At 36.5% G+C, this 20,875-nt stretch carries 18 protein-coding genes and 1 pseudogene; 16 read left to right on the top strand and 3 right to left on the bottom strand.

What is annotated here, in order from left to right; translation table 11 throughout:
- Positions 1–193 precede the first annotated feature (193 nt).
- Positions 194–796 (top strand): arylesterase, encoded by a 603-nt coding sequence (locus ACQVD9_RS10060; RefSeq protein WP_264745903.1) that lies wholly within the window; start codon positions 194–196, stop codon positions 794–796.
- A gap of 148 nt (positions 797–944) precedes the next feature.
- A pseudogene (locus ACQVD9_RS10055) lies at positions 945–1,868 on the top strand (L,D-transpeptidase family protein); the annotation flags it as partial.
- Positions 1,869–2,062: 194 nt separating this feature from the next.
- Here ACQVD9_RS10055 and ACQVD9_RS10050 read toward each other — a convergent pair.
- The 3 genes from ACQVD9_RS10050 to ACQVD9_RS10040 all read right to left on the bottom strand — a co-directional run bounded on the left by ACQVD9_RS10050 (position 2,063) and on the right by ACQVD9_RS10040 (position 4,592).
- Positions 2,063–3,160 (bottom strand): NAD(P)/FAD-dependent oxidoreductase, encoded by a 1,098-nt coding sequence (locus ACQVD9_RS10050; protein ID WP_264745901.1) that lies wholly within the window; start codon positions 3,158–3,160, stop codon positions 2,063–2,065.
- A gap of 83 nt (positions 3,161–3,243) precedes the next feature.
- Entirely contained in the window at positions 3,244–3,807 is a 564-nt protein-coding gene (locus ACQVD9_RS10045) for an SMI1/KNR4 family protein (protein ID WP_264745900.1), read from the bottom strand.
- A gap of 170 nt (positions 3,808–3,977) precedes the next feature.
- Positions 3,978–4,592 carry a MiaE family protein gene (locus ACQVD9_RS10040; RefSeq protein ID WP_264745899.1) on the bottom strand — a complete coding sequence of 205 codons (615 nt, stop codon included), beginning with the start codon at positions 4,590–4,592 and terminating at the stop codon, positions 3,978–3,980.
- A 92-nt stretch (positions 4,593–4,684) separates the two neighbouring features.
- Here ACQVD9_RS10040 and ACQVD9_RS10035 point away from each other — a divergent pair, with 92 nt between their 5' ends.
- The 14 genes from ACQVD9_RS10035 to ACQVD9_RS09970 all read left to right on the top strand — a co-directional run bounded on the left by ACQVD9_RS10035 (position 4,685) and on the right by ACQVD9_RS09970 (position 20,839).
- A complete protein-coding gene (locus ACQVD9_RS10035) occupies positions 4,685–5,296 on the top strand; it encodes a DUF1287 domain-containing protein (protein WP_264745898.1) in 612 nt (203 codons plus the stop codon).
- 163 nt (positions 5,297–5,459) lie between these two features.
- Positions 5,460–6,083: an OmpA family protein gene (locus ACQVD9_RS10030; RefSeq protein WP_264745897.1), complete on the top strand. Its 624-nt coding sequence runs from the start codon at positions 5,460–5,462 to the stop codon at positions 6,081–6,083.
- 176 nt (positions 6,084–6,259) lie between these two features.
- Entirely contained in the window at positions 6,260–7,024 is a 765-nt protein-coding gene (locus ACQVD9_RS10025; RefSeq protein WP_264745896.1) for a toxin-antitoxin system YwqK family antitoxin, read from the top strand.
- 218 nt (positions 7,025–7,242) lie between these two features.
- Positions 7,243–8,715 carry an alpha/beta hydrolase gene (locus ACQVD9_RS10020; RefSeq protein WP_264745895.1) on the top strand — a complete coding sequence of 491 codons (1,473 nt, stop codon included), beginning with the start codon at positions 7,243–7,245 and terminating at the stop codon, positions 8,713–8,715.
- A gap of 97 nt (positions 8,716–8,812) precedes the next feature.
- Positions 8,813–9,841, top strand: coding sequence for a tRNA preQ1(34) S-adenosylmethionine ribosyltransferase-isomerase QueA (gene queA, locus ACQVD9_RS10015; RefSeq protein ID WP_264745894.1), 1,029 nt, complete (start codon positions 8,813–8,815; stop codon positions 9,839–9,841).
- 22 nt (positions 9,842–9,863) lie between these two features.
- A complete protein-coding gene (gene tgt / locus ACQVD9_RS10010; RefSeq protein WP_264747886.1) occupies positions 9,864–10,979 on the top strand; it encodes a tRNA guanosine(34) transglycosylase Tgt in 1,116 nt (371 codons plus the stop codon).
- A 32-nt stretch (positions 10,980–11,011) separates the two neighbouring features.
- Complete coding sequence (yajC, locus tag ACQVD9_RS10005; protein ID WP_264745893.1) at positions 11,012–11,359, top strand: preprotein translocase subunit YajC; 348 nt, start codon at positions 11,012–11,014, stop codon at positions 11,357–11,359.
- A 74-nt stretch (positions 11,360–11,433) separates the two neighbouring features.
- Positions 11,434–13,287 carry a protein translocase subunit SecD gene (gene secD / locus ACQVD9_RS10000; protein WP_264745892.1) on the top strand — a complete coding sequence of 618 codons (1,854 nt, stop codon included), beginning with the start codon at positions 11,434–11,436 and terminating at the stop codon, positions 13,285–13,287.
- Between the two features lie 12 nt (positions 13,288–13,299).
- A complete protein-coding gene (gene secF, locus ACQVD9_RS09995) occupies positions 13,300–14,235 on the top strand; it encodes a protein translocase subunit SecF (protein ID WP_413774151.1) in 936 nt (311 codons plus the stop codon).
- 321 nt (positions 14,236–14,556) lie between these two features.
- On the top strand, positions 14,557–14,934 hold the full coding sequence (sdhC, locus tag ACQVD9_RS09990) for a succinate dehydrogenase, cytochrome b556 subunit (RefSeq protein ID WP_264747884.1): 378 nt from the start codon (positions 14,557–14,559) through the stop codon (positions 14,932–14,934).
- The gene (sdhD, locus tag ACQVD9_RS09985) at positions 14,928–15,296 is read left to right on the top strand and encodes a succinate dehydrogenase, hydrophobic membrane anchor protein (protein WP_264745891.1); all 369 of its coding nucleotides are present in this window, start codon (positions 14,928–14,930) and stop codon (positions 15,294–15,296) included. Before sdhC ends, sdhD begins: the two co-directional genes overlap by 7 nt.
- 6 nt (positions 15,297–15,302) lie before the next feature.
- Entirely contained in the window at positions 15,303–17,075 is a 1,773-nt protein-coding gene (gene sdhA / locus ACQVD9_RS09980) for a succinate dehydrogenase flavoprotein subunit (RefSeq protein ID WP_264745890.1), read from the top strand.
- A 12-nt stretch (positions 17,076–17,087) separates the two neighbouring features.
- Positions 17,088–17,795 (top strand): succinate dehydrogenase iron-sulfur subunit, encoded by a 708-nt coding sequence (locus tag ACQVD9_RS09975; RefSeq protein ID WP_264745889.1) that lies wholly within the window; start codon positions 17,088–17,090, stop codon positions 17,793–17,795.
- Between the two features lie 215 nt (positions 17,796–18,010).
- On the top strand, positions 18,011–20,839 hold the full coding sequence (locus tag ACQVD9_RS09970) for a 2-oxoglutarate dehydrogenase E1 component (RefSeq protein ID WP_264745888.1): 2,829 nt from the start codon (positions 18,011–18,013) through the stop codon (positions 20,837–20,839).
- Positions 20,840–20,875: the final 36 nt, after the last annotated feature.

Genomic DNA, 20,875 nt, shown 5'->3' with positions numbered 1-20,875 from the left:
TATAACACATGGTTGTATGGTTATTAAATAATATAACTATTCAATATCAAATAGTTACGCTCGGCTTTTAAGAAGTTATAAAAATACTTAATTATCAATAGGGTCGGTGTAATATTTAGACAATAAAGGATGGTTGTAAAGAGAAGGTATCTTGTTTTAAATTGAAGATACTTTTGCTTATAGGATTGCTCAGATGTTTAAAAGAATGCTAATTATTATCATGGCATTATTTACTATACCTATTGCTAGCGGCAAAACATTGCTTATTGTGGGGGATAGTATTAGTGCAGGTTTTGGTATTGAGGTCAGTCAAGGCTGGGTAAATTTACTAGAGCAACGCTTAAAAGATAAACAATATAATTACCAATTAATTAATGCATCTATTTCGGGTGATACTTCAACGAATGGTGTTGCAAGGTTACCTAATTTATTAGAGAAATATAAGCCAGATGTGGTGGTAATTGAATTAGGTGGTAATGATGGTCTGCGTGGAACACCACCAAAATTAATTGAAAAAAATTTAACACAAATGGTAAGTCTTGCTAAACAACAAGCAACAGTATTATTGGTGGGAATACAATTACCACCAAACTATGGCCAGCAATATTTAGATCGATTTGTAGCTGTTTATCCAACTGTGGCGAAGGAACAAGAAGTGGCTTTATTACCTTCTATTGTAGTGAATACAGGGGGTAATCCAGATTTAATGCAGACGGATGGGGTACATCCTAATACTAAAGGGCAAGCAATTATAATGGAAGATGTTTGGCAGAAGTTACAACCATTATTAAAGTGAATATAAACAAATAATTAATAACTTATAAAATTGTTGTAGTTTATTACTATTTAGTACTATAAGGTTGATTATAAACTGGTTAAAATGGCGAACATTTTAAAATAGCCAAAATTTTTAATATTATTAATTTTTAGGTTGAGTGGGGTGCATGGTGCGTTTGTCTAGAGTTATTATTAGTAGTCTTTTATGGGGTGCCTTGGCTACTAATGTATTTGCAGTTCAGTATAAATTGCCTGCAGAAGGTGAAGATTTAATCGGACAGATGCAGATTATTAAAGCTAAGTATGAAGATACGTTTGTTGATTTAGGTGATACTTATAGCTTAGGTTATAGTCAAATGATTGCCGCAAATCCTGGTATAGATGCTTGGTTGCCTGGTGAGGGTACAGATATTTTATTACCTACTCGCTATATTTTACCTGATAGCGCTCGTGAAGGTATTGTAATTAATTTGCCAGAGTATCGTCTCTATTATTATCCAAAAGGTCAAGATATTGTCTATACGTTTCCATTAGGTATTGGTCGTGAAGGTTGGGGCTCACCTTTAGGCGCTACTAAAGTAGTGGGCAAAGTTAAGGATCCTTCTTGGGTTCCACCTGCTTCAATACGCAAAGAGCATGCTGAAGATGGTGATCCACTACCCGCAGTAGTACCACCAGGTCCAGATAATCCATTAGGCCCTTATAAGATACAGTTAGGATTTAGTGGTTACTTAATTCATGGTTCTAATAAACAATTTGGCATTGGTACACGTACTAGCCATGGTTGTTTTAGAATGCTGAATCCTGATGTTACTTATCTATTTGGTATTTTACCAATGGGTACAAAGGTTACTATTGTGACTCAACCTTATAAAATAGGTGTTGAGAATGGAAAGATTTATTTTGAAGCACATAAGGCTTTAGATGAACATCCTGCACCAGATGTAGAGCAATTTATCTTGAATGCTCAGAAACGATATAATAACCCTAATTTTGTGGTAGATATGTCGCTTGCTAAGATGGTTGCTAGTCACCACGACGGTATTCCTGTGCAAATAGGTAATACGGAAGGAATTCCGATGCAAACACAGGTAGTTGAAGAAGCGCCAGCAACACCTGAAGAAGGTGCTAACCATGCTGAAAATGCAGATCAACAAAGAGAAGAGCATAAAGAGCAAGAAGCACAAAAGTTAAATGATTTATCTGAAGGTATAGAAGAATAATAAAGTATTAATGGGTAGTTAGTAAATTTAGATGACTAACTATCCATTAAAAATTAATTAGTTTAGAGTAGGGTAACTACATAATCTGCTATAGCCAATGAAGCAGTCAACCCAGGTGACTCTATTGCAAATAGATTAATTAATCCATTAACTCCATGAGTTGTTGAACTATCTATTCTAAAGTCCGCAGCTGTTGCTCCTTGGGGAGTGATTTTAGGCCTTATACCACTGTAGGCAGCCTGTAATGTATCATCAGGAAGGTTAGGCCAATAATTACGAATAGCCGCATAAAATTTATTACAACGCTGTTGATCTACTGAGTAGTCAAGTTCAGTAATCCATTCTACATCAGGGCCAAAGCGAGCTTGGCCTGCTAAGTCAAGTGTTAGATGTACCCCAAGGCCACCTGCTTCAGGTACTGGATAGATTAAATGAGAAAAAGGTGCACGTTTTGCTAAGCTGAAATAACTACCTTTTGCATAATACTCTTTAGGGATATATTGCTTTGGCAATCCTGCAAAGTTTTGAGCTAATTGAGTAGCATAAAGTCCAGCACAATTGATCACCTTTTTAGCTAATAACTGAAAAGGTTCGTCTCCAGCGATTGTTAGGATAATCCCTTCAGCAGTTAATTTGGCAGATTGAACAGGACTATTAAGCGCAATCATTCCACCGTTAGCTTCTAAATCACCTTGTAAGGCAAGCATATAACCATGACTATCAATAATACCTGTGCTGGGTGAAAGTAGAGCGCATGTAGCATTAAGTTCAGGTTCTAATGCGGTAACTTGATCTTTATCTAACCAAGTTAATGGAGGTACATTGTTAGCAGACGCTTGTCTTTGAAGCGCTTGTAATTCTTTAATTTGATTATTATTAGTGGCAACAATTAGTTTGCCACAACGTTTAAAGTCTACATTATGCTGTTCACAATACTCATAGAGTAATTGATTACCTTGTACACAAAGTTTTGCTTTTAACGAGTTAGTAGAGTAGTAAATACCTGCATGAATTACTTCACTGTTACGAGAGCTTGTTTCAGTACCAATAGCTGTTTCTTTTTCAATAATAATAACATCATTACCAATTACAGCTAACTTTCTCGCAATAGCTAGGCCAACTACACCAGCACCAATTACAACGTAATCTATTTTATCCATCTTTAGTTATTCGTTAATTATTTTGATTAGTAAATTATATAAAGTAGTAAAACTATTAATTAGGTTAATAATAAAATAAATAATTATAATTTTTGAGCTTTTTCATAGGGTACTAGTAAATTAAGCAAAACAGAAAAAGAGTCAGCTACAAAAACTAGTTTTGATTCATCAAAATCTATAAGTGATAAATCACTGAAATTATATAAGTAAATAGGGTTTGTTCCATCAGCTTTTAGTCCCATTAAATACTCATCACCACCCAGTGAGCAAGCAATAGGTAGGTAGTTGTAACGATCATCTTTGAAGAAGTCTTTTTTGTTAAGAACTAACAGATCATTCATTGAGCTAGTTTGAAATGGACAGTTAAAAGGGTAAAAGTGATCTACTGTACTCTCAATAGTAGGAATATAATAGTAATTTGGATATCCACCATTGATAGTGAGTAAAAAGTTAGAATAATCTTCTGGTAATTGAATATTAGTTTGTTCTTCAAATAATGCTATATCTTCAAGTGTTGGCAGAGGTTGATTATAAGCTTCTAATAGTTTCTTTTGAAGTTGCAAATTGCTGTTCTTGAAGCCATTAATATTTTTTACAGTCTCTGATGATTTTGAAGTATAACCAAATTTTTTAAATGTTAAGCTCATTACTCTAAACCTGCATTGTAGCAATGGGACGCTAAATTTGTACAATAATAAACGGTTTATGGAATTTATTTTAAGTTATTAATTGATGATACTAATTTAGTAACTTATAGAGTTATTATTGCATAAGTTATAAGTTTGTTATAGAGGAATTTATACAGAAAATGTTATTTTTATATTACAGCGCCACTATGGAATCTGAAAGTATTATCAGGAGTTAGAATGGCTTGTTTTTCTATTTCTGCAAAGAAAGCCACACGTTCATCAATTGGTTCAGGAGAGTACTTTTCAGCTAGTTTTAAATAGTCTTGGTAGTGACGACCTTCTGACTTTAAAAGAGATAAATAAAATTTTGCTAACTCATCATCTACATAGGGGGCAACCCGATAAAAGCGCTCACAAGAACGAGCCTCGATAAAGGCACCTATAATTAAAATATCAATCATACGTTCTGGGTCAGGTTTTCTTAGATGTTTACGTAATCGTTGAGCATATTGTGCTGCTTCTAAAAATACATATTCGATATTACGCTTTTTCATGATGGCAGCTACTTGCTCAAAATGGCGTAATTCTTCACGGGCTAAGCGAGAAAGTTTATATTGTAAATCTTCGAATTCAGTATAACGGACTATTAAGTTTAATGCGGTAAAAGCAGCTTTTTTTTCACAATTAGCATGATCAATTAATAAAATAGCTTCATTTTCTTTTTGCTTGGCTTGTTCTAACCAAGAATCAGGTGTAGGACAGAGTAAAAATTGTTCTATTTCAGGAAGTAGCTGTATAGTCATTATTAAAATATAATTAATTGATTGAAAGTATAGAATTTTAGCATTCTTACTATTAAAACATAAAGTGGGTTTTTATAAAGAGTAAATGATAGATGATAAGCGTCAAGGGAAAGGAGTTAAGAATATTACATTGGTTGAAGGGTATTATTGTTATTTTGATTTGTTTGCCTATTTTTAGTTGGGCTAATAATGTTCAAATAGCAACAGCTGCTCAAGATCAAGTAGGTAAAACCCTTATATATGATCCTAGCTATACATTATTAGCTTATCCAATGGGTGATATTCCATTAATACGGGGTGTTTGTACCGATGTGGTAATTCGAGCTTTAAGAAGTAGTCATAAGGTCGACTTACAGCAGTTGGTTCATGAAGATATGCGTCAGCAGTTTGCGGTATACCCTAAAACATGGGGATTAACTAAGCCTGATAAAAATATAGACCACCGCCGTGTACCAAACTTAGAAGTATTTTTTAAGCGTCAAGGAAAAAGTTTACCAATTACTCAGCAATCTCAAGATTATCAGGCAGGTGATATTGTTTCATGGCGTTTGGATAATGGTCGACCTCATATTGGTATTGTATCAACTAATATGAATGACAATGAAACACGACCACTGATTATTCATAACATAGGTTGGGGCGCACAAGAAGAGGATGTGTTATTTGACTGGCAAATGATTGGTCATTATCGTTACTATAAATAGCGCTGTCACATAGCTTATAAGGGTTTATACATTTAGGTTGGTAATATGCTGAATGCTTTGTTACAAAATGAATATAACTAAACTTAAATCAATGACTAGGATGTGATAGGATGTTACGATTTATAATATCCTGAAAACATCCTTAATTTGCCCTGAAAGTATTATGCCTATATTTAATTCAATGAAAGCTGTGATGGCTAGTGTGTTATTAACAAGTCTCTTAACTGCTACTGGCTGTTCTAGCCCAGAGCCTCAACAACAGGTTATTCAAGTAAAAAGGGGTGGAGTAACTTATACCTCTACCTCGATTAATGAAGCTATGGTTAAACAAGCGATAGCAGGCTCTAAATTTGTAATGGAAACAAGGGGTGATAGCATTGTAATTGTTATGCCTGTAAATGCTAGCTTTAATGCTAAGCGGCAAGATGTTTTATTACCAGTGACATTAACACCATTAACTAAGATTGCTAAATTAGTGAAGCAAGACACTAATAGTGTGGTAGTTATTGTAGGACATACTGATGATACAGGTGGGGCAGCTGTTAATAATGAACTGAGTTTAAAGAGAGCTAAGAGTGTTGGTTCAGTGTTTAATGTAGCAGGATTACCACGTAGACAGGTTTTTTCTACAGGTGTAGGCTCTAATCAACCAATTACTACTAATAAAACTTCAAAAGGCCGTGAGCAAAATAGACGTGTTGAATTAATTATTGTTCAAAAGCAAGATAGGGATATAGCTACGTTAGCCAATTTATATGCAGTAACAAATTATCAGAAAAATAATTAATTTTTTGTTTTATTATTAGCTAAAAATATGATCAGTTTAAATTGAGTTTATTAAACTGTAGGCTAAGTTACTGCTAGAAATTATAAGAGTTGAGAGATAGATGATTGTCACTAATATTAATGAAATAACTGATATTAAGTTAAATAGATCAATTATTTTGATGGGAATTTAGTGAAATGAAAAAGTTGTTAGTCACTGTATTTATTTGTTTAAGTGTTAGTAATACAGTGAGTTATGCTCAAGAACAGACAACTACTGTTACAGAAAAAGAATCTATTACAGCCAATAAAGCTAACAGTGAACAAGAAAGTGTCATTGAAAGTGAGTCAGTCGTTGTTAGCGAAGTAGTTGAGACAGATGATAATAAAAATATAGATCAACATGCCAATCAAGTGGTATTACACATTTTAGTACAAGGTGATGATTTTTATCGAATTGATAAAGGGCAAAAGGGTATGTTTTTTATTATCCAAGATTTTTATAATTCAGGTGAAAAAAGAACAGATCCCTATTTAATTACTAATATAGAACAGGCTAAACATCAAAATTTTGATGCGGTAAATTATGACCATATGGATGTTAATGGTTTGTTAATTGTCTGGTTTAAAAATGGCCAAGTTGAACAAAAGGGTGTATTTGACCAAGGACAACGAAAAGGCTTATGGGTATCTTGGTATGAAAATGGTCAAAAGAAATCATCAGGTCACTATAAAGAAGGGCTAAAAGAAGGACAGTGGACCGTATGGTACCAAAATGGTAGAAGAATGCAAAAAGGCTATTACAAAACTGATAAAAGGGAAGGTGTTTGGATTTATTGGTATGGTAATGGTAGGAAAAAAGAAGCTGGTCGCTATAAAGAAGATCAACGAGTAGAACGTTGGAGTCATTGGGATGATACAGGTAAGTTAGTTAAAGATGTAATAAAAGAAACTGTAGAATAGAATGTCAATACAGTGACATTATTGAATTAAATACCTTAAAAATTTTAAGTAGAATAATTAATAATAAACTATTATATGATTTGAATGTGAATCGATCTCTAAGGATTACTTTTTATCGGCTTAAATAAAACAAACTTACAATGATATGATAGTTATATCCCTTAGATTGAGAAAAGGGCGTTTTACATAAAAATACAGATCTATGGAATAACAATTAAATGCGAACTCCTCGTTGGTTAAAAAGATGGTTTAGACGAATAACTAGGGCTGTTATTGTTATTGTCATAACACTTTTAATCATTCGTATTTATGATACGCAGCGAGGGGCTCCTTTAGAACTGTGGCATACAGTAACTCTCCATGAGCTGACTGCTAGACAAATTGATAGAACAGATTGGCAGGGTTATTTAAAAGCAGAACAACAAGTATTTGATGAACTAAAAAATAAAGTAACTGATAAAATGCATAATGATGGTCGATATGCATTAAACCGTTATGCAATAAATAGTTCAATTTATCCAGAACACTTTAAACAAAATTGGAATCGTTCTTTTTTATTAAAACCTGAAGGTAAGCCCAGCGGTGCAGTGGTTTTATTGCATGGTTTAACGGACTCTCCTTATAGTTTAAGAAATATAGCATTCCACTATCAAAGGCGAGGGTTTGTCGTAGTAGCTGTTCGAATGCCCGCACATGGTACAGTTCCAGGTGCTTTGACAGAAGTGCATTGGGAGGACTGGTTGGCAGCTACACGTCTAGCTGTTAGAGAGGCACAACGTTATATTGAGCCATCACAACCCTTTCATATTGTAGGTTATTCTAATGGTGGTGCATTAGCATTAATTTATACATTAGACGCGCTTGATAATTCTCAGTTAGCAAAACCTGATCAGGTTATTTTAATATCTCCTATGATAGGGGTAACTAGTTTTGCTCGTTTTGCTGGTCTAGCAGGTTTACCTTCAATATTTCCTCCTTTTGCTAAAGCTGCGTGGATTGATCTAGTGGCTGAATATAATCCATTTAAATATAACTCTTTCCCTGTTAATGGTGCGCGCCAGTCTTATGAGCTAATCAATGCCTTACAGAAACGTTTACTGAATATTGGAGATGAAAAAATAGCGCAACTGCCTCCCATATTAACATTTCAATCTGTGGTAGATAGTACAGTTACTGCTCATTCAGTAATAACGCTTTATAATTTGTTATCGAATACTCATCATGAGTTGGTATTGTTTGATGTAAATAAGACTGTCAAATTGGGGCCGCTATTAAAAGATAAAGCCTATAATGCAGTTACTGAGTTATTACCTAAGCCACCAAGAATATATCAAACAACGGTTATTACTAATAAGTCTCCAGATACTAATGAGGCGGTGGCTTATATTACTAAGCCTTTACAAACAGAACAGCAGATTTATGATTTGGGTTTAGATTATCCAGCGGATATTTATTCACTTTCACATATTGCCTTACCATTTCCAGAGTCTGATTCGCTTTATGGACGTTATCCAGAAAAACGAGCAGAATTTGGTATTAGCATAGGCGTATTAGCTATTCGTGGAGAAAGAGGAGTGTTAGTGACAAGTTTAGATAATCTATTGCGTGCTTCTGCTAATCCTTTTTATCCTTATTTATTAGAGCAAATAGATAATAAGATTGATACATCATTGCAGAAAAAACAGCAATAATGCCAATTTAATTGTAAAATTATTATTCTTTACTTGTTGTTGTATTCAATCATCGTTACCATTGCGCCTTATTTTTTGTTAAGCATTATTTCTATCCATGCGTGTTGCTGATTTTAATTTTGAATTGCCAGATAATTTAATCGCTCGTTATCCTTTACAAAACAGGACAGCTAGCCGTTTGCTTGTTCTTGATGGCCCATCAGGAAAGATTGATCATAAGCATTTTACAGATTTATTAAGTTATCTTAATACTGGTGATTTAATGGTATTTAATAATACTAAGGTAATTGCCGCACGTTTGTTTGGCCAAAAAGAAACGGGTGGCAAAGTCGAGGTATTGATTGAACGATTATTGGATACCTATAAGGTGCTTGCGCATGTAAAAGCAAGTAAAGCCCCTAAAGAAGAAACAGTCATAGTATTTAATGAGCAAATACAGGCTACTATGTTAGCAAGACATGGTTCGTTATTTGAATTGGTTTTTAACCAACCCGTATTAGAAATATTAGAGCAAATTGGACATGTTCCATTACCGCCTTATATTGATCGCAGTGATGAATTAGCAGATAAGCAACGTTATCAAACAGTCTATGCGAAAAATGAGGGTGCTGTTGCGGCTCCTACAGCAGGACTACATTTTGATGAAGCATTATTAGCTGCAATTAAAGAAAAAGGTATAGATACTGCTTTTGTGACATTGCATGTAGGTGCAGGTACTTTTCAGCCTGTACGAGTGGAAACTATTGAAGATCACCATATGCATAAAGAGTGGTTGGAGGTTTCAGCACAAGTAGTAAAGGTTATAAAGGATTGTAAGAAAAGAGGCGGACGAGTTATTGCGGTAGGGACTACCAGTGTGCGTTCGTTGGAAACAGCCGCTTTAGAGGGGGAGTTAAAACCTTTTAGTGGTGATACTGACATCTTTCTATATCCAGGTAAACCGTTTCATGTGGTAGATGCGTTAGTGACTAACTTTCATCTGCCTGAGTCTACTTTATTAATGTTGGTGTCTGCTTTTGCAGGTTATGATGCTGTAATGGAAGCATATAAAGTTGCTGTAGCAGAACAATATAGGTTTTTTAGTTATGGGGATGCGATGTTTATTACTCGTAATCCAAAGGCATAAGGAAGGTTAATTAATGTCTTTTATGCAATTTGAGTTATTAGCAACTGAAGGTAAGGCTAGACGTGGTCGTTTAACTTTTCCTCGTGGTACAGTGGAAACTCCTGCTTTTATGCCAGTAGGTACCTATGGCACAGTAAAGGGAATGTTACCGAGAGATATTAAAGATATTGGCGCAGAAATTATTTTGGGTAATACTTTTCATCTTTGGTTAAGACCAGGCACTGAAATTATTCAAAAGCATGGTGATCTCCATGATTTTATTCAATGGGATAAACCTATATTAACTGACTCAGGTGGTTTTCAAGTGTTTAGCTTGGGTGCTTTACGTAAAATTAAAGAAGAGGGCGTTACTTTCTCTTCACCTATTGATGGCGCTAAAGTGTTTATGGGGCCAGAGGAATCTATGCAAGTTCAACGTGCATTGGGTTCTGATATAGTGATGATTTTTGATGAATGTACACCCTATCCAGCAGACTTTGAGACAGCTAAACAGTCAATGGAGCTTTCCTTGCGTTGGGCTAAGCGTTCAAAAATAGCCCATGCTGATAATCCTGCTGCATTATTTGGAATTATTCAAGGTGGTATGCATCAAGACCTTAGAATGAGATCATTAGAAGGTTTAACGGAAATAGACTTTGATGGTTTAGCAATCGGTGGTCTTTCTGTTGGTGAACCTAAAGAAGAAATGATTAGGGTGTTAGATTTTTTACCTACCCAAATGCCAGCAGATAAACCACGTTATCTAATGGGTGTGGGTAAACCTGAAGACTTAGTCGAGGGTGTAAGGCGTGGTATCGATATGTTTGATTGTGTAATGCCTACCCGTAATGCTCGTAATGGTCATTTATTTGTGGATACTGGAGTAGTCAGGATTAGAAACTCTATTCACAAACATGATACAACAACACTGGACGCTACGTGTGATTGTTACACTTGTCAGAATTTTTCTAAATCCTATTTACATCATTTAGATAAATGTGGCGAGATGTTAGGCGCCATGTTAAACAGTATTCATAACTTACGATTTTATCAAAAGTTAATGAATGATTTGCGTAATGCCATTTTACAAGGTAAATTGGCAGCTTTTGTAGATGAATTTTATAATAAGCGTGGATTAGTTACGCCACCTTTAAACTAAATCCGCATTTTTGTGTTAAGGAGTTGTAATTTATGAGTTTTTTTATTTCCTCTGCTTATGCTCAACAAGCAGCAACAACGGGTGCTGCAGGTGATCCTAATGGCATGTTTACATGGATATTCCTAGGCGGTTTTATCGTTATTTTTTACTTTATGATTCTACGTCCGCAAATGAAGCGTGGTAAAGAACACCGTAATTTATTAGGTTCTTTACAAAAGGGTGACGAGGTACTTACCACAGGTGGTATTGCAGGTAGAATAGTAAAAGTATCTGATGAGTTTATCGTATTAGCTGTATCAGATAATGTACAGTTAAAATTTCAAAAATCAGCAATTGCTGCAACCTTGCCTAAAGGTACTTTAAAAGCGATTGATGAATAATAACAACTGACATTATGGTTATATAAAATATTTAATCATAGTGTTTATTATTTTTTTGATAGATGGTTGGCATCATGCTTAACAAATATCCTTTATGGAAATATATCTTAATCTTAGTCGTGTTGACTATAGGATTATTATACTCTGCACCAAATCTGTATCCTGACGATCCTGCCGTTCAAATTACGGGTACTGATGTAAACTTAGAAATTAATGACGCTACTGTAACTAAAATTGAACAGATTTTAAAAAATGCTAATATTGAAGCAAAGTCAGTAGCTATTGAGAAAAAAGATGGTGTTTTAATTAGACTAACTAAATTAGCTAGTCAGTTACCTGCAAAAGCAGCTTTACAAAAAGCATTAGGTGATGATTATGTAGTGGCTTTAAACTTAGCACCTACTACCCCCGCATGGTTAACGAAAATAGGTGCGCGTCCTATGAAGTTAGGACTTGACCTATCTGGTGGTGTTCACTTCTTGCTTGAAGTGGATATGGATAGAGCCATTAAAACACGTCTTAATATGTATGATGGCGAAATCAGAAACTTATTACGTGAAGAGCGTATTCGTTATCGTAGTATTCCTAGTAAAGATAGCAGTATTCAATTTAGCTTTGCAGACGCAGAGACAGCAGCTAAGGCTGAAACACTAATTACTGGTAAATTTAATCAATTTACTATTACAACAGTTGCGGAAGAAGGGGCTCAAGTACTTAAATTAGTAATGTCGCCTAGTATTATCTCTGACTTATCAGAGTATGCTGTTTCCCAAAACTTACAAACTGTTCGTAATCGTGTTAATGAGTTAGGTGTTGCAGAGCCTATTGTGCAGCAACAAGGTTCTAATCGTATTGTGGTAGAACTGCCAGGTGTGCAAGATACCGCTGAAGCAAAACGTATTTTAGGTAAAACAGCTAACTTAGAGTTTCGTTTAGCGGCTAAGCCTGATGATCCTGCTATTTCTACGGAACAGTTTGATTTTGAAGGTCGACCAGTTGCATTAGAACGTGCAGTAATTATTACAGGTGATCAAGTTTCCAGTGCTAAAGTAGGTTTCGATCAACGTAATAATCAACCACAAGTAGAAATTGAGTTAGATGGTCATGGTGGCGATTTAATGTTCAAAGCTACCCAAGGCAATGTTGGGCGTAGCATGGCAGTAATCTTTATTGAGCAACGCCCAATTACTCACTATGTGAAAGAAGAGGGTAGTAATAAAGAAAAAGCTGTACAAGCTTATATAGAAGATAGAAAAATTATTAGCTTGGCGACTATTCGCGATGTATTAAGTAGTCGTTTTGTAATTTCTGGTTCTAAATCTACTAAAGAAGCTTCAGAGCTAGCCTTATTATTAAGGGCTGGTGGTTTAGCAGCACCTATGCACTTTGTTGAAGAGCGTACTTTAGGTCCAAGTCTAGGTGAAGAAAATATCAAAATGGGTATTGATTCGACTATTTGGGCAATGATCTTAATTGCTATCTTTATGGTCATCATTTACAAGTTCTTTGGCATAATTGCTACCGTAGCTTTAGCGTTCAACTTAGTATTATTAACTGGACTGCTTTCAATTATCGGTGCAACACTCACCTTACCAGGTATCGCAGGTATTGTACTGACATTGGGTATGGCGATTGATGCTAACGTACTGATTTATTCTCGTATTCGAGAAGAGTTAAATAATGGTTTATCAGTACAAAGAGCAATACATGAAGGTTTTGACCGTGCCTATACAGCAATTATAGATAGTAACTTAACTACATTATTGGTAGGGGCTATCTTATTCCAAATGGGTACGGGGCCAATCAAAGGCTTCGCGGTAACACTTTCACTGGGTATTATTACCTCCTTATTTACAGCCGTAATGGTTACACGTGGTATTGTGAACTTGCTGTTTGGTGGTCGTAATGTTAAGAAATTGTGGATATAAGGTGATATTACTATGATTAAGTCCACTATTCATTTTATGAAAATCCGTAATGTTGCTTTTGTCATTACGGTACTTATTACTATTGTAGGTTTAGTAAGTCTGTTTCATAAGGGTTTAAATCTTGGTTTGGATTTTACAGGGGGTACTTCTATTGAATTACTCTATGAAAAACCAGCTGATTTAGAAAAAATTCGTTTAGAGTTAGCTACTGCAGAGCCAGGACAAGAGCAAAAGTTTGATGATGCGATTGTGCAAAGCTTTGGTTCTACCAACAGTGTGTTAATTCGTTTAAAAAATGATGAAGCAAATGTTGGTAATTTAGTAGCTGCTAAATTACATCGTATAGACCCTGATAATAAGTTTGAACTAATTAGTGCGGAGACTGTAGGTGCACAGGTTGGTAAAGAGCTTTTGGATAAAGGGGGGATTGCCTGTTTATTAGCATTAGCAGGTATTCTGATTTATTTAGCATTTCGTTTCCAATGGAAATTTGGTTTAGGTGCTATTGCTTCATTATTCCACGATTTAATTGTAACGCTTGGGGTTATTGCTTTTTTCCAAATACCTGTAGATTTAACAGTATTTGCTGCAATATTAGCCATGATAGGTTATTCCTTGAATGATACGATTATTATTTATGATCGTGTTCGCGAGAATTTCCGTGTATTACGTAAAGCAGATATTATTGAGAATATTGATGTTTCTGTTACACAAACCTTGCTAAGAACCATAGCTACTTCAACTTCAACGGCTATGGCGCTGATTGCCTTATTAATCTTTGGCGGTCCATCTTTAGGTGGTTTTGCATTGGTTATGTTAATTGGTGTATTTGTAGGTACTTATTCTTCTATTTATATAGCAGGTCCCGTGTTAGTGTGGTTAAAATTAACTCGTGAAGATTTGCTGCCACCACCTAGCTCACAAGATCTTAAAGAGCAACATCCTTAATATTAGTGTAATAATAATTAAACTTCCCTATATTTTTATAGGGAAGTTTTTTTTTAATCAGTTATAATAAGTAAATTTCTCGTCTTAGGTAATAAAAACAGTAATACGACAAAGGGAGGGGGAAATAACTGAAAATATAAATAAAATAGTGAACTTAACCATATATCTAGTTGTCAATATAGAAATAACCGACTATACTGTGCGGCTATCTGCCACATAAGGCGGTGAGGTTAATCAAAGCTAATAATATTGACCTTTGAGTAGTTTAATTCTTTCCAATAACCGCTCCCACTTAAGGGGCTTATAAAGATGAATAGAAACGTGAATAGCCAACGACCCGTAAATCTTGATCTTCGGACTATCAAGCTACCTATTACAGCTTATGCGTCCATTCTGCACCGTATCTCTGGTGTTATCCTTTTTGTTTCACTTGTTATCGCGCTTTTCTTACTGGATAGATCACTATCTGGTCCAGAAGGCTTTGCCACAGTTAAATCGTGGATGTCTAACTTTTTTGTGAAGTTTATCGTTTGGGGTATGCTCTCTGCGTTAATTTATCACTTAGTTGCAGGCATTCGTCATTTGATTATGGACTTAGGTATTGGTGAATCTCTTGAGGGTGGCCGTTTCGGTGCTAAAGTAGTATTAATCGTTTCAGTAATCCTTATCGTGATTGCAGGAGTGTGGATAATATGGTAACTAATGTCACGAATTTTTCACGCTCAGGCTTATTCGATTGGATGGCACAGCGTGTATCGGCCGTTATTTTGGCAACATACTTTGTTTTTTTAGTAGGTTTTGTTATTTGTAACCCTAATCTTGACTATTCACAATGGTATAGTCTTTTCCACAATAAATGGATGCGTACCTATAGTTTACTAGCACTACTTTGTTTAAGCGTTCATGCTTGGGTAGGTATGTGGACAATTACTACAGACTATTTAACACGTATGGCTTTAGGTAAGTGGGCTACTGGCGTTCGCTTCTTAGTGCAAGCACTATGTGGCATGTTAATGTTTGTGATTTTTGTCTGGGGTATACAGATTCTTTGGGGTGTTTAAAAAACTATGTCTACTATACGTACTCTTTCTTTTGATGCTATTGTTGTTGGCGGTGGTGGTGCAGGTATGCGCGCCGGTTTACAATTATCCAGTTCTGGTTATAAAACAGCGGTTGTAACTAAAGTATTTCCAACACGCTCTCATACTGTATCAGCACAAGGTGGTATTACCTGTGCAATTGCTTCTGCCGATCCTAATGATGATTGGCGTTGGCACATGTATGATACTGTTAAAGGTTCTGACTATATTGGTGACCAAGATGCTATTGAATATATGTGTTCAGTAGGTCCTGAAGCTGTATTTGAATTAGACCATATGGGTTTACCATTCTCACGTACTGAAACTGGTCGTATTTATCAACGTCCTTTTGGTGGTCAATCTAAAAATTTTGGTGAAGGTGGACAAGCAGCACGTACTTGTGCAGCAGCGGACCGTACAGGTCATGCCTTATTACATACCCTTTATCAAAATAACTTAAAAAATAACACTACGTTCTTAACAGAATGGTATGCAGTTGATTTAGTAAAAAATCAAGATAATGCTGTAGTAGGTATTATTGCTATCTGTTTAGAAACCGGTGAAACTGTTTATATCCGCTCTAAAGCAGTGGTATTAGCTACTGGTGGTGCGGGTCGTATTTATGCTTCTACCACTAATGCTCACATCAATACAGGTGATGGTGTTGGTATGGCATTACGTGCAGGTGTACCTGTACAAGATATTGAAATGTGGCAGTTCCACCCAACGGGCATTTATGGTGCTGGTGTATTAGTAACCGAAGGTTGCCGTGGTGAGGGTGGTTATTTAATTAATAAAGATGGCGAGCGCTTCATGGAACGTTACGCACCGAATGCTAAAGATTTAGCAGGTCGTGATGTGGTTGCTCGTTCAATGGTTAAAGAGATTTTAGCAGGTAATGGTGTTGGTCCTAATAAAGACCATGTATTATTAAAACTTGATCACTTAGGTGAAGAGGTTCTACATAGTCGTTTACCTGGTATTTGTGAGCTTTCTAAAACATTTGCTCACGTAGATCCAGTGACTGCTCCAATTCCTGTAGTACCAACTTGTCACTATATGATGGGTGGTATTGCAACTAACATTCATGGTCAAGCATTAACTCAAGATGCTAATGGCAATGATGTAGTTGTAGAAGGTTTATATGCAGTAGGTGAAGTTGCTTGTGTGTCTGTACATGGTGCTAACCGTTTAGGTGGTAACTCATTATTAGACTTAGTAGTATTTGGTCGTGCAACCGGTTTATACCTTGAGAAAGCATTAAAAGAAGGTATTGAATACCGTGCAGCTAGCCAAACTGATATTGAAGCTGCAAGTAAGCGTTTAACTTCATTAAATGAGCGTGTTGAAGGCGAAGAAGTAGCTCCATTAAAACGTGAACTACAAAATTGTATGCAAAACTATTTCGGTGTATTCCGTACTGGTGAATACATGGAAAAAGGTATCAAAGAGCTTGCTACTTTACGTGAGCGTATTGAACATGTGAAAATCACTGATAAGAGCATGGCATTTAATACTGCACGAATGGAAGCACTTGAGTTACAAAACTTATTGGAAGTTGCTGAAGCTACGGCGATTGCGGCTAACGTTCGTACAGAATCTCGTGGTGCTCATGCTCGTGAAGATTATGAGGAGCGTGATGATACTAACTGGTTATGTCATACACTTTATTTCCCTGGGGAAAAACGTGTAAGTAAGCGAGCAGTGAATTTTGCTCCTAAGACTGTACCAGCTTTTGAACCTAAAAAACGTGTTTATTAATAGGGGATTGTCATGCTCTCAGTAAGTGTATATCGCTATAATCCTGATCAAGATAAAGTACCTAGTATGAAAACTTACCAGATTGATACTGGTGGTAAAGATTTAATGGTGCTTGACGTTCTTGAGCTTGTAAAAGAACAAGATGAAAGTTTTTCATATCGTCGCTCATGCCGTGAAGGTGTTTGTGGTTCAGATGGTATGAATATTAATGGTAAAAATGGTTTAGCCTGTATTACTCCATTGTCAGAAGTGGTAAAAGCAGGTGAGCAATTAGTTATTAGACCATTACCAGGTTTACCTGTTATTCGTGACTTGATTGTAGACATGAATATTTTCTACAAACAATACGAAAAAGTTGAGCCTTATTTACAAAATGATACGCCAGCACCAGCTATTGAGCGTCTTCAAAGTATTGAAGAGCGTGATAAGTTAGATGGTTTATATGAGTGTATTCTTTGTGCTTGTTGTTCAACTTCATGTCCTTCATTCTGGTGGAATCCTGATAAGTTCTTAGGTCCATCTGCATTATTGCAGGCATATCGTTTCTTGGCGGATAGCCGTGATACTTACACGGAAAAACGTCTAGCAATGATGGATGATCCTTTCAGCGTGTTCCGTTGCCGGAGCATTATGAACTGTGTTCATGTTTGCCCCAAAAACTTGAACCCCACACAAGCGATAGGACATATCCGCAGTATGTTGTTACAAAGCGGAACTTAAAAAAATTAAAATGCCTCTTATAATAGTAAGAGGCATTTTGCCATAGGCGCAAGTGTTTTACTTGTAGTTAATTTGTATTTTGAATAAACCAAAGGAGCACTGAGCTGGTTTTTACACTGACTAAAGTCCACGCTGCTTTTATCTCTTTGCTTAATAAAAATAAAAACAGAATGGTTTTTCTTTCAGTGCAGTGCTTTAATAGAAGGTGACCTGACATGCCCGAAAGCATGATGCAACAATTGTGGGATAGCGCTTATTTATCTGCGGATAATGCAGACTATGTAGATGAGCTTTATGAACAATATCTGCATGATCCTAATGCAGTTCCTGAAGAATGGCGTACTTACTTCCAAAAGCTGCCTGCTGCCTCAAATGGTGCAGATGTACCGCATTCTCCAATTCGTGATTATTTTGTAATGCTGGCCAAGACCCAAAACAGAGCACAACCTGTTGCTGCTGCCAGCGTATCTAGTGATCACGAGAAGAAGCAAGTAAAAGTACTGCGTTTAATTCAGATGTATCGTATGCAGGGACATCAGGTTGCTAATCTTGATCCTTTAGGTTTGTGGCAGCGTCCAGTGCCAGAAGCATTATCTTTGCATGATAATGAGCTTACTGAGGCAGATTTAGATATTACCTTCTCTTGTGGTGATCTATTCACTGATAAAAAAGAAGCAACACTGCGTGAGATAATTGCTACTTTAAAAGATACTTATTGCCGTACCATTGGCATGGAGTGCATGCATATTATTGACACAGAACAGCGTCGTTGGTTATTACGCCGTTTTGAGCATGTCAAAGGTCGTCAACAATACTCATCAGATGTTAAAAAGCATTTATTAGAACGTTTAACGGCTGCTGAAGGATTAGAGAAATACCTAGGTAATAAATATCCAGGTGCAAAACGTTTTAGTTTAGAAGGTGGTGATGCACTTATCCCGATGGTTGATGAGTTGATTCAACGCTCTGGTACTTATGGTGTAAAAGAAGTTGTCATGTCAATGGCACACCGTGGTCGCTTAAATGTGTTAGTTAATACCCTCGGTAAAAATCCACGTGAATTATTCGATGAGTTCGAAGGTAAGAAGCGTGCTAAGGTTGGGGTAGGTGATGTTAAATATCACCAAGGTTTTTCTTCCAATGTAATGACTCAAGGTGGAGAAACTCATCTAGCGTTAGGTTTTAACCCATCTCATTTAGAGATTGGTTCGCCTGTAATGGCTGGTTCAGTGCGTGCTCGCCAAGACCGTAGAGCGGATACAACAGGTGAAGCTGTATTACCTATTACTATTCATGGTGATGCCGCTTTTGCTGGGCAGGGTGTGGTAATGGAAACCTTCCAAATGTCACAAACCCGTGCATATAAAACAGGTGGTACGGTTCATATCGTAATCAATAATCAAATCGGTTTTACTATTAGCCGTCCTGATGATGCTCGCTCTACAGAATATGCTACTGAAATTGCAAAAATGGTACAGGCACCTATTTTTCATGTAAATGGTGATGATCCTGAAGCTGTTTTATTTGTAACGCAAATGGCCTTAGATTTCCGTATGCAATTCCATAAAGATGTGGTGTTAGATCTCTTCTGTTATCGCCGTCATGGTCATAATGAAGCTGATGAGCCTAGTGGAACTCAACCACTTATGTATCAAGCTATTGCTAAACACAATACACCTCGTAGTTTATATGCTGATGAATTAGTAAAACAAGGTGTTATTACAGAAGCAGAAGCACAGCAAAGAGTGGATGAATACCGTGATGACTTAGATAATGGTCGTCATGTGGTAAGAAGTCTAGTCAAAGAACCTAACAAAGCGTTATTTGTAGATTGGACACCTTATATTGGCCATGAGTGGAATTCTTATTATGACACAACAGTAGATCTTAAGAAGTTACAAGATCTAGCTACAAAGATGACCACAACTCCAGAAGGTTTTGTGTTACAGCGCCAAGTTAAAAAGATCTATGAAGATCGTGAAAAAATGACAGTAGGTTCTTTACCTATTAATTGGGGTTATGCAGAAACCTTGGCCTATGCTAGTTTATTAGCCGAAGGTTATCCAGTGCGTATGACGGGGCAAGATATCGGTCGTGGTACTTTCTCACATCGTCATGCTGTATTACACAGCCAAAAAGATGATTCTGTTTATGTTCCATTACAGCATTTATTCGATGGTCAGCCAAGAATGGATATTTATGATTCATTCTTATCTGAAGAAGCGGTGTTAGCCTTTGAATACGGTTATGCTTCAACAACACCTAATGCTCTAGTTATTTGGGAAGCACAATTTGGTGATTTTGCCAACGGTGCGCAGGTTGTTATCGATCAGTTTATCAGCAGTGGTGAGCTTAAATGGGAACGTTTAAGTGGCGTTACTATGCTGTTGCCTCATGGTTATGAAGGTCAAGGTGCAGAGCACTCTTCCGCACGCTTAGAACGTTACTTACAACTTTGCTCAGACCAGAATATTCAAGTATGTGTACCTACTACACCAGCACAGATATTCCATTTATTGCGTCGTCAAGTGGTACGTCCAATTCGTAAGCCGCTAGTGATAATGAGTCCGAAGTCTTTATTACGTCATAAACTAGCCATTTCTACTTTAGAAGAATTGGCAGAGGGATCATTTAAGCTTATTATTCCTGAAGTGGATGATATTAATCCTAAGAAAGTAGATCGCCTTATTTTATGTAGTGGTAAAGTATATTACGATTTATTGGAAAAACGTCGTGCGGAAGGACAAGACAATATTGCTATTGTTCGTATAGAACAACTCTATCCATTCCCTAATGAGAGTTTAGATAGAATTATGGCAACCTATCCAAATCTAAAACGTTTAGTATGGTGTCAGGAAGAACCTATGAATCAAGGTGCATGGTATTGCAGTCAGCACAATATTCGTCGTGCGGCAGCCGAATACAATCCACCATTAGATTTACAATATGCTGGCCGCGATAGTTCTGCGGCACCTGCTTGTGGTTATCCATCAATGCATGCTGAACAGCAAGAGAAATTATTGCAAGACGCATTTACTGTTTAATACTCGATCAGATGGGCGCATGGGCGCCCTCTAATA

It is taken from the genome of Entomomonas sp. E7T21 (assembly GCF_058693955.1).
Note: the sequence above shows the minus strand (reverse complement) of the source record. Positions and strands in the feature narration are given on the sequence as shown.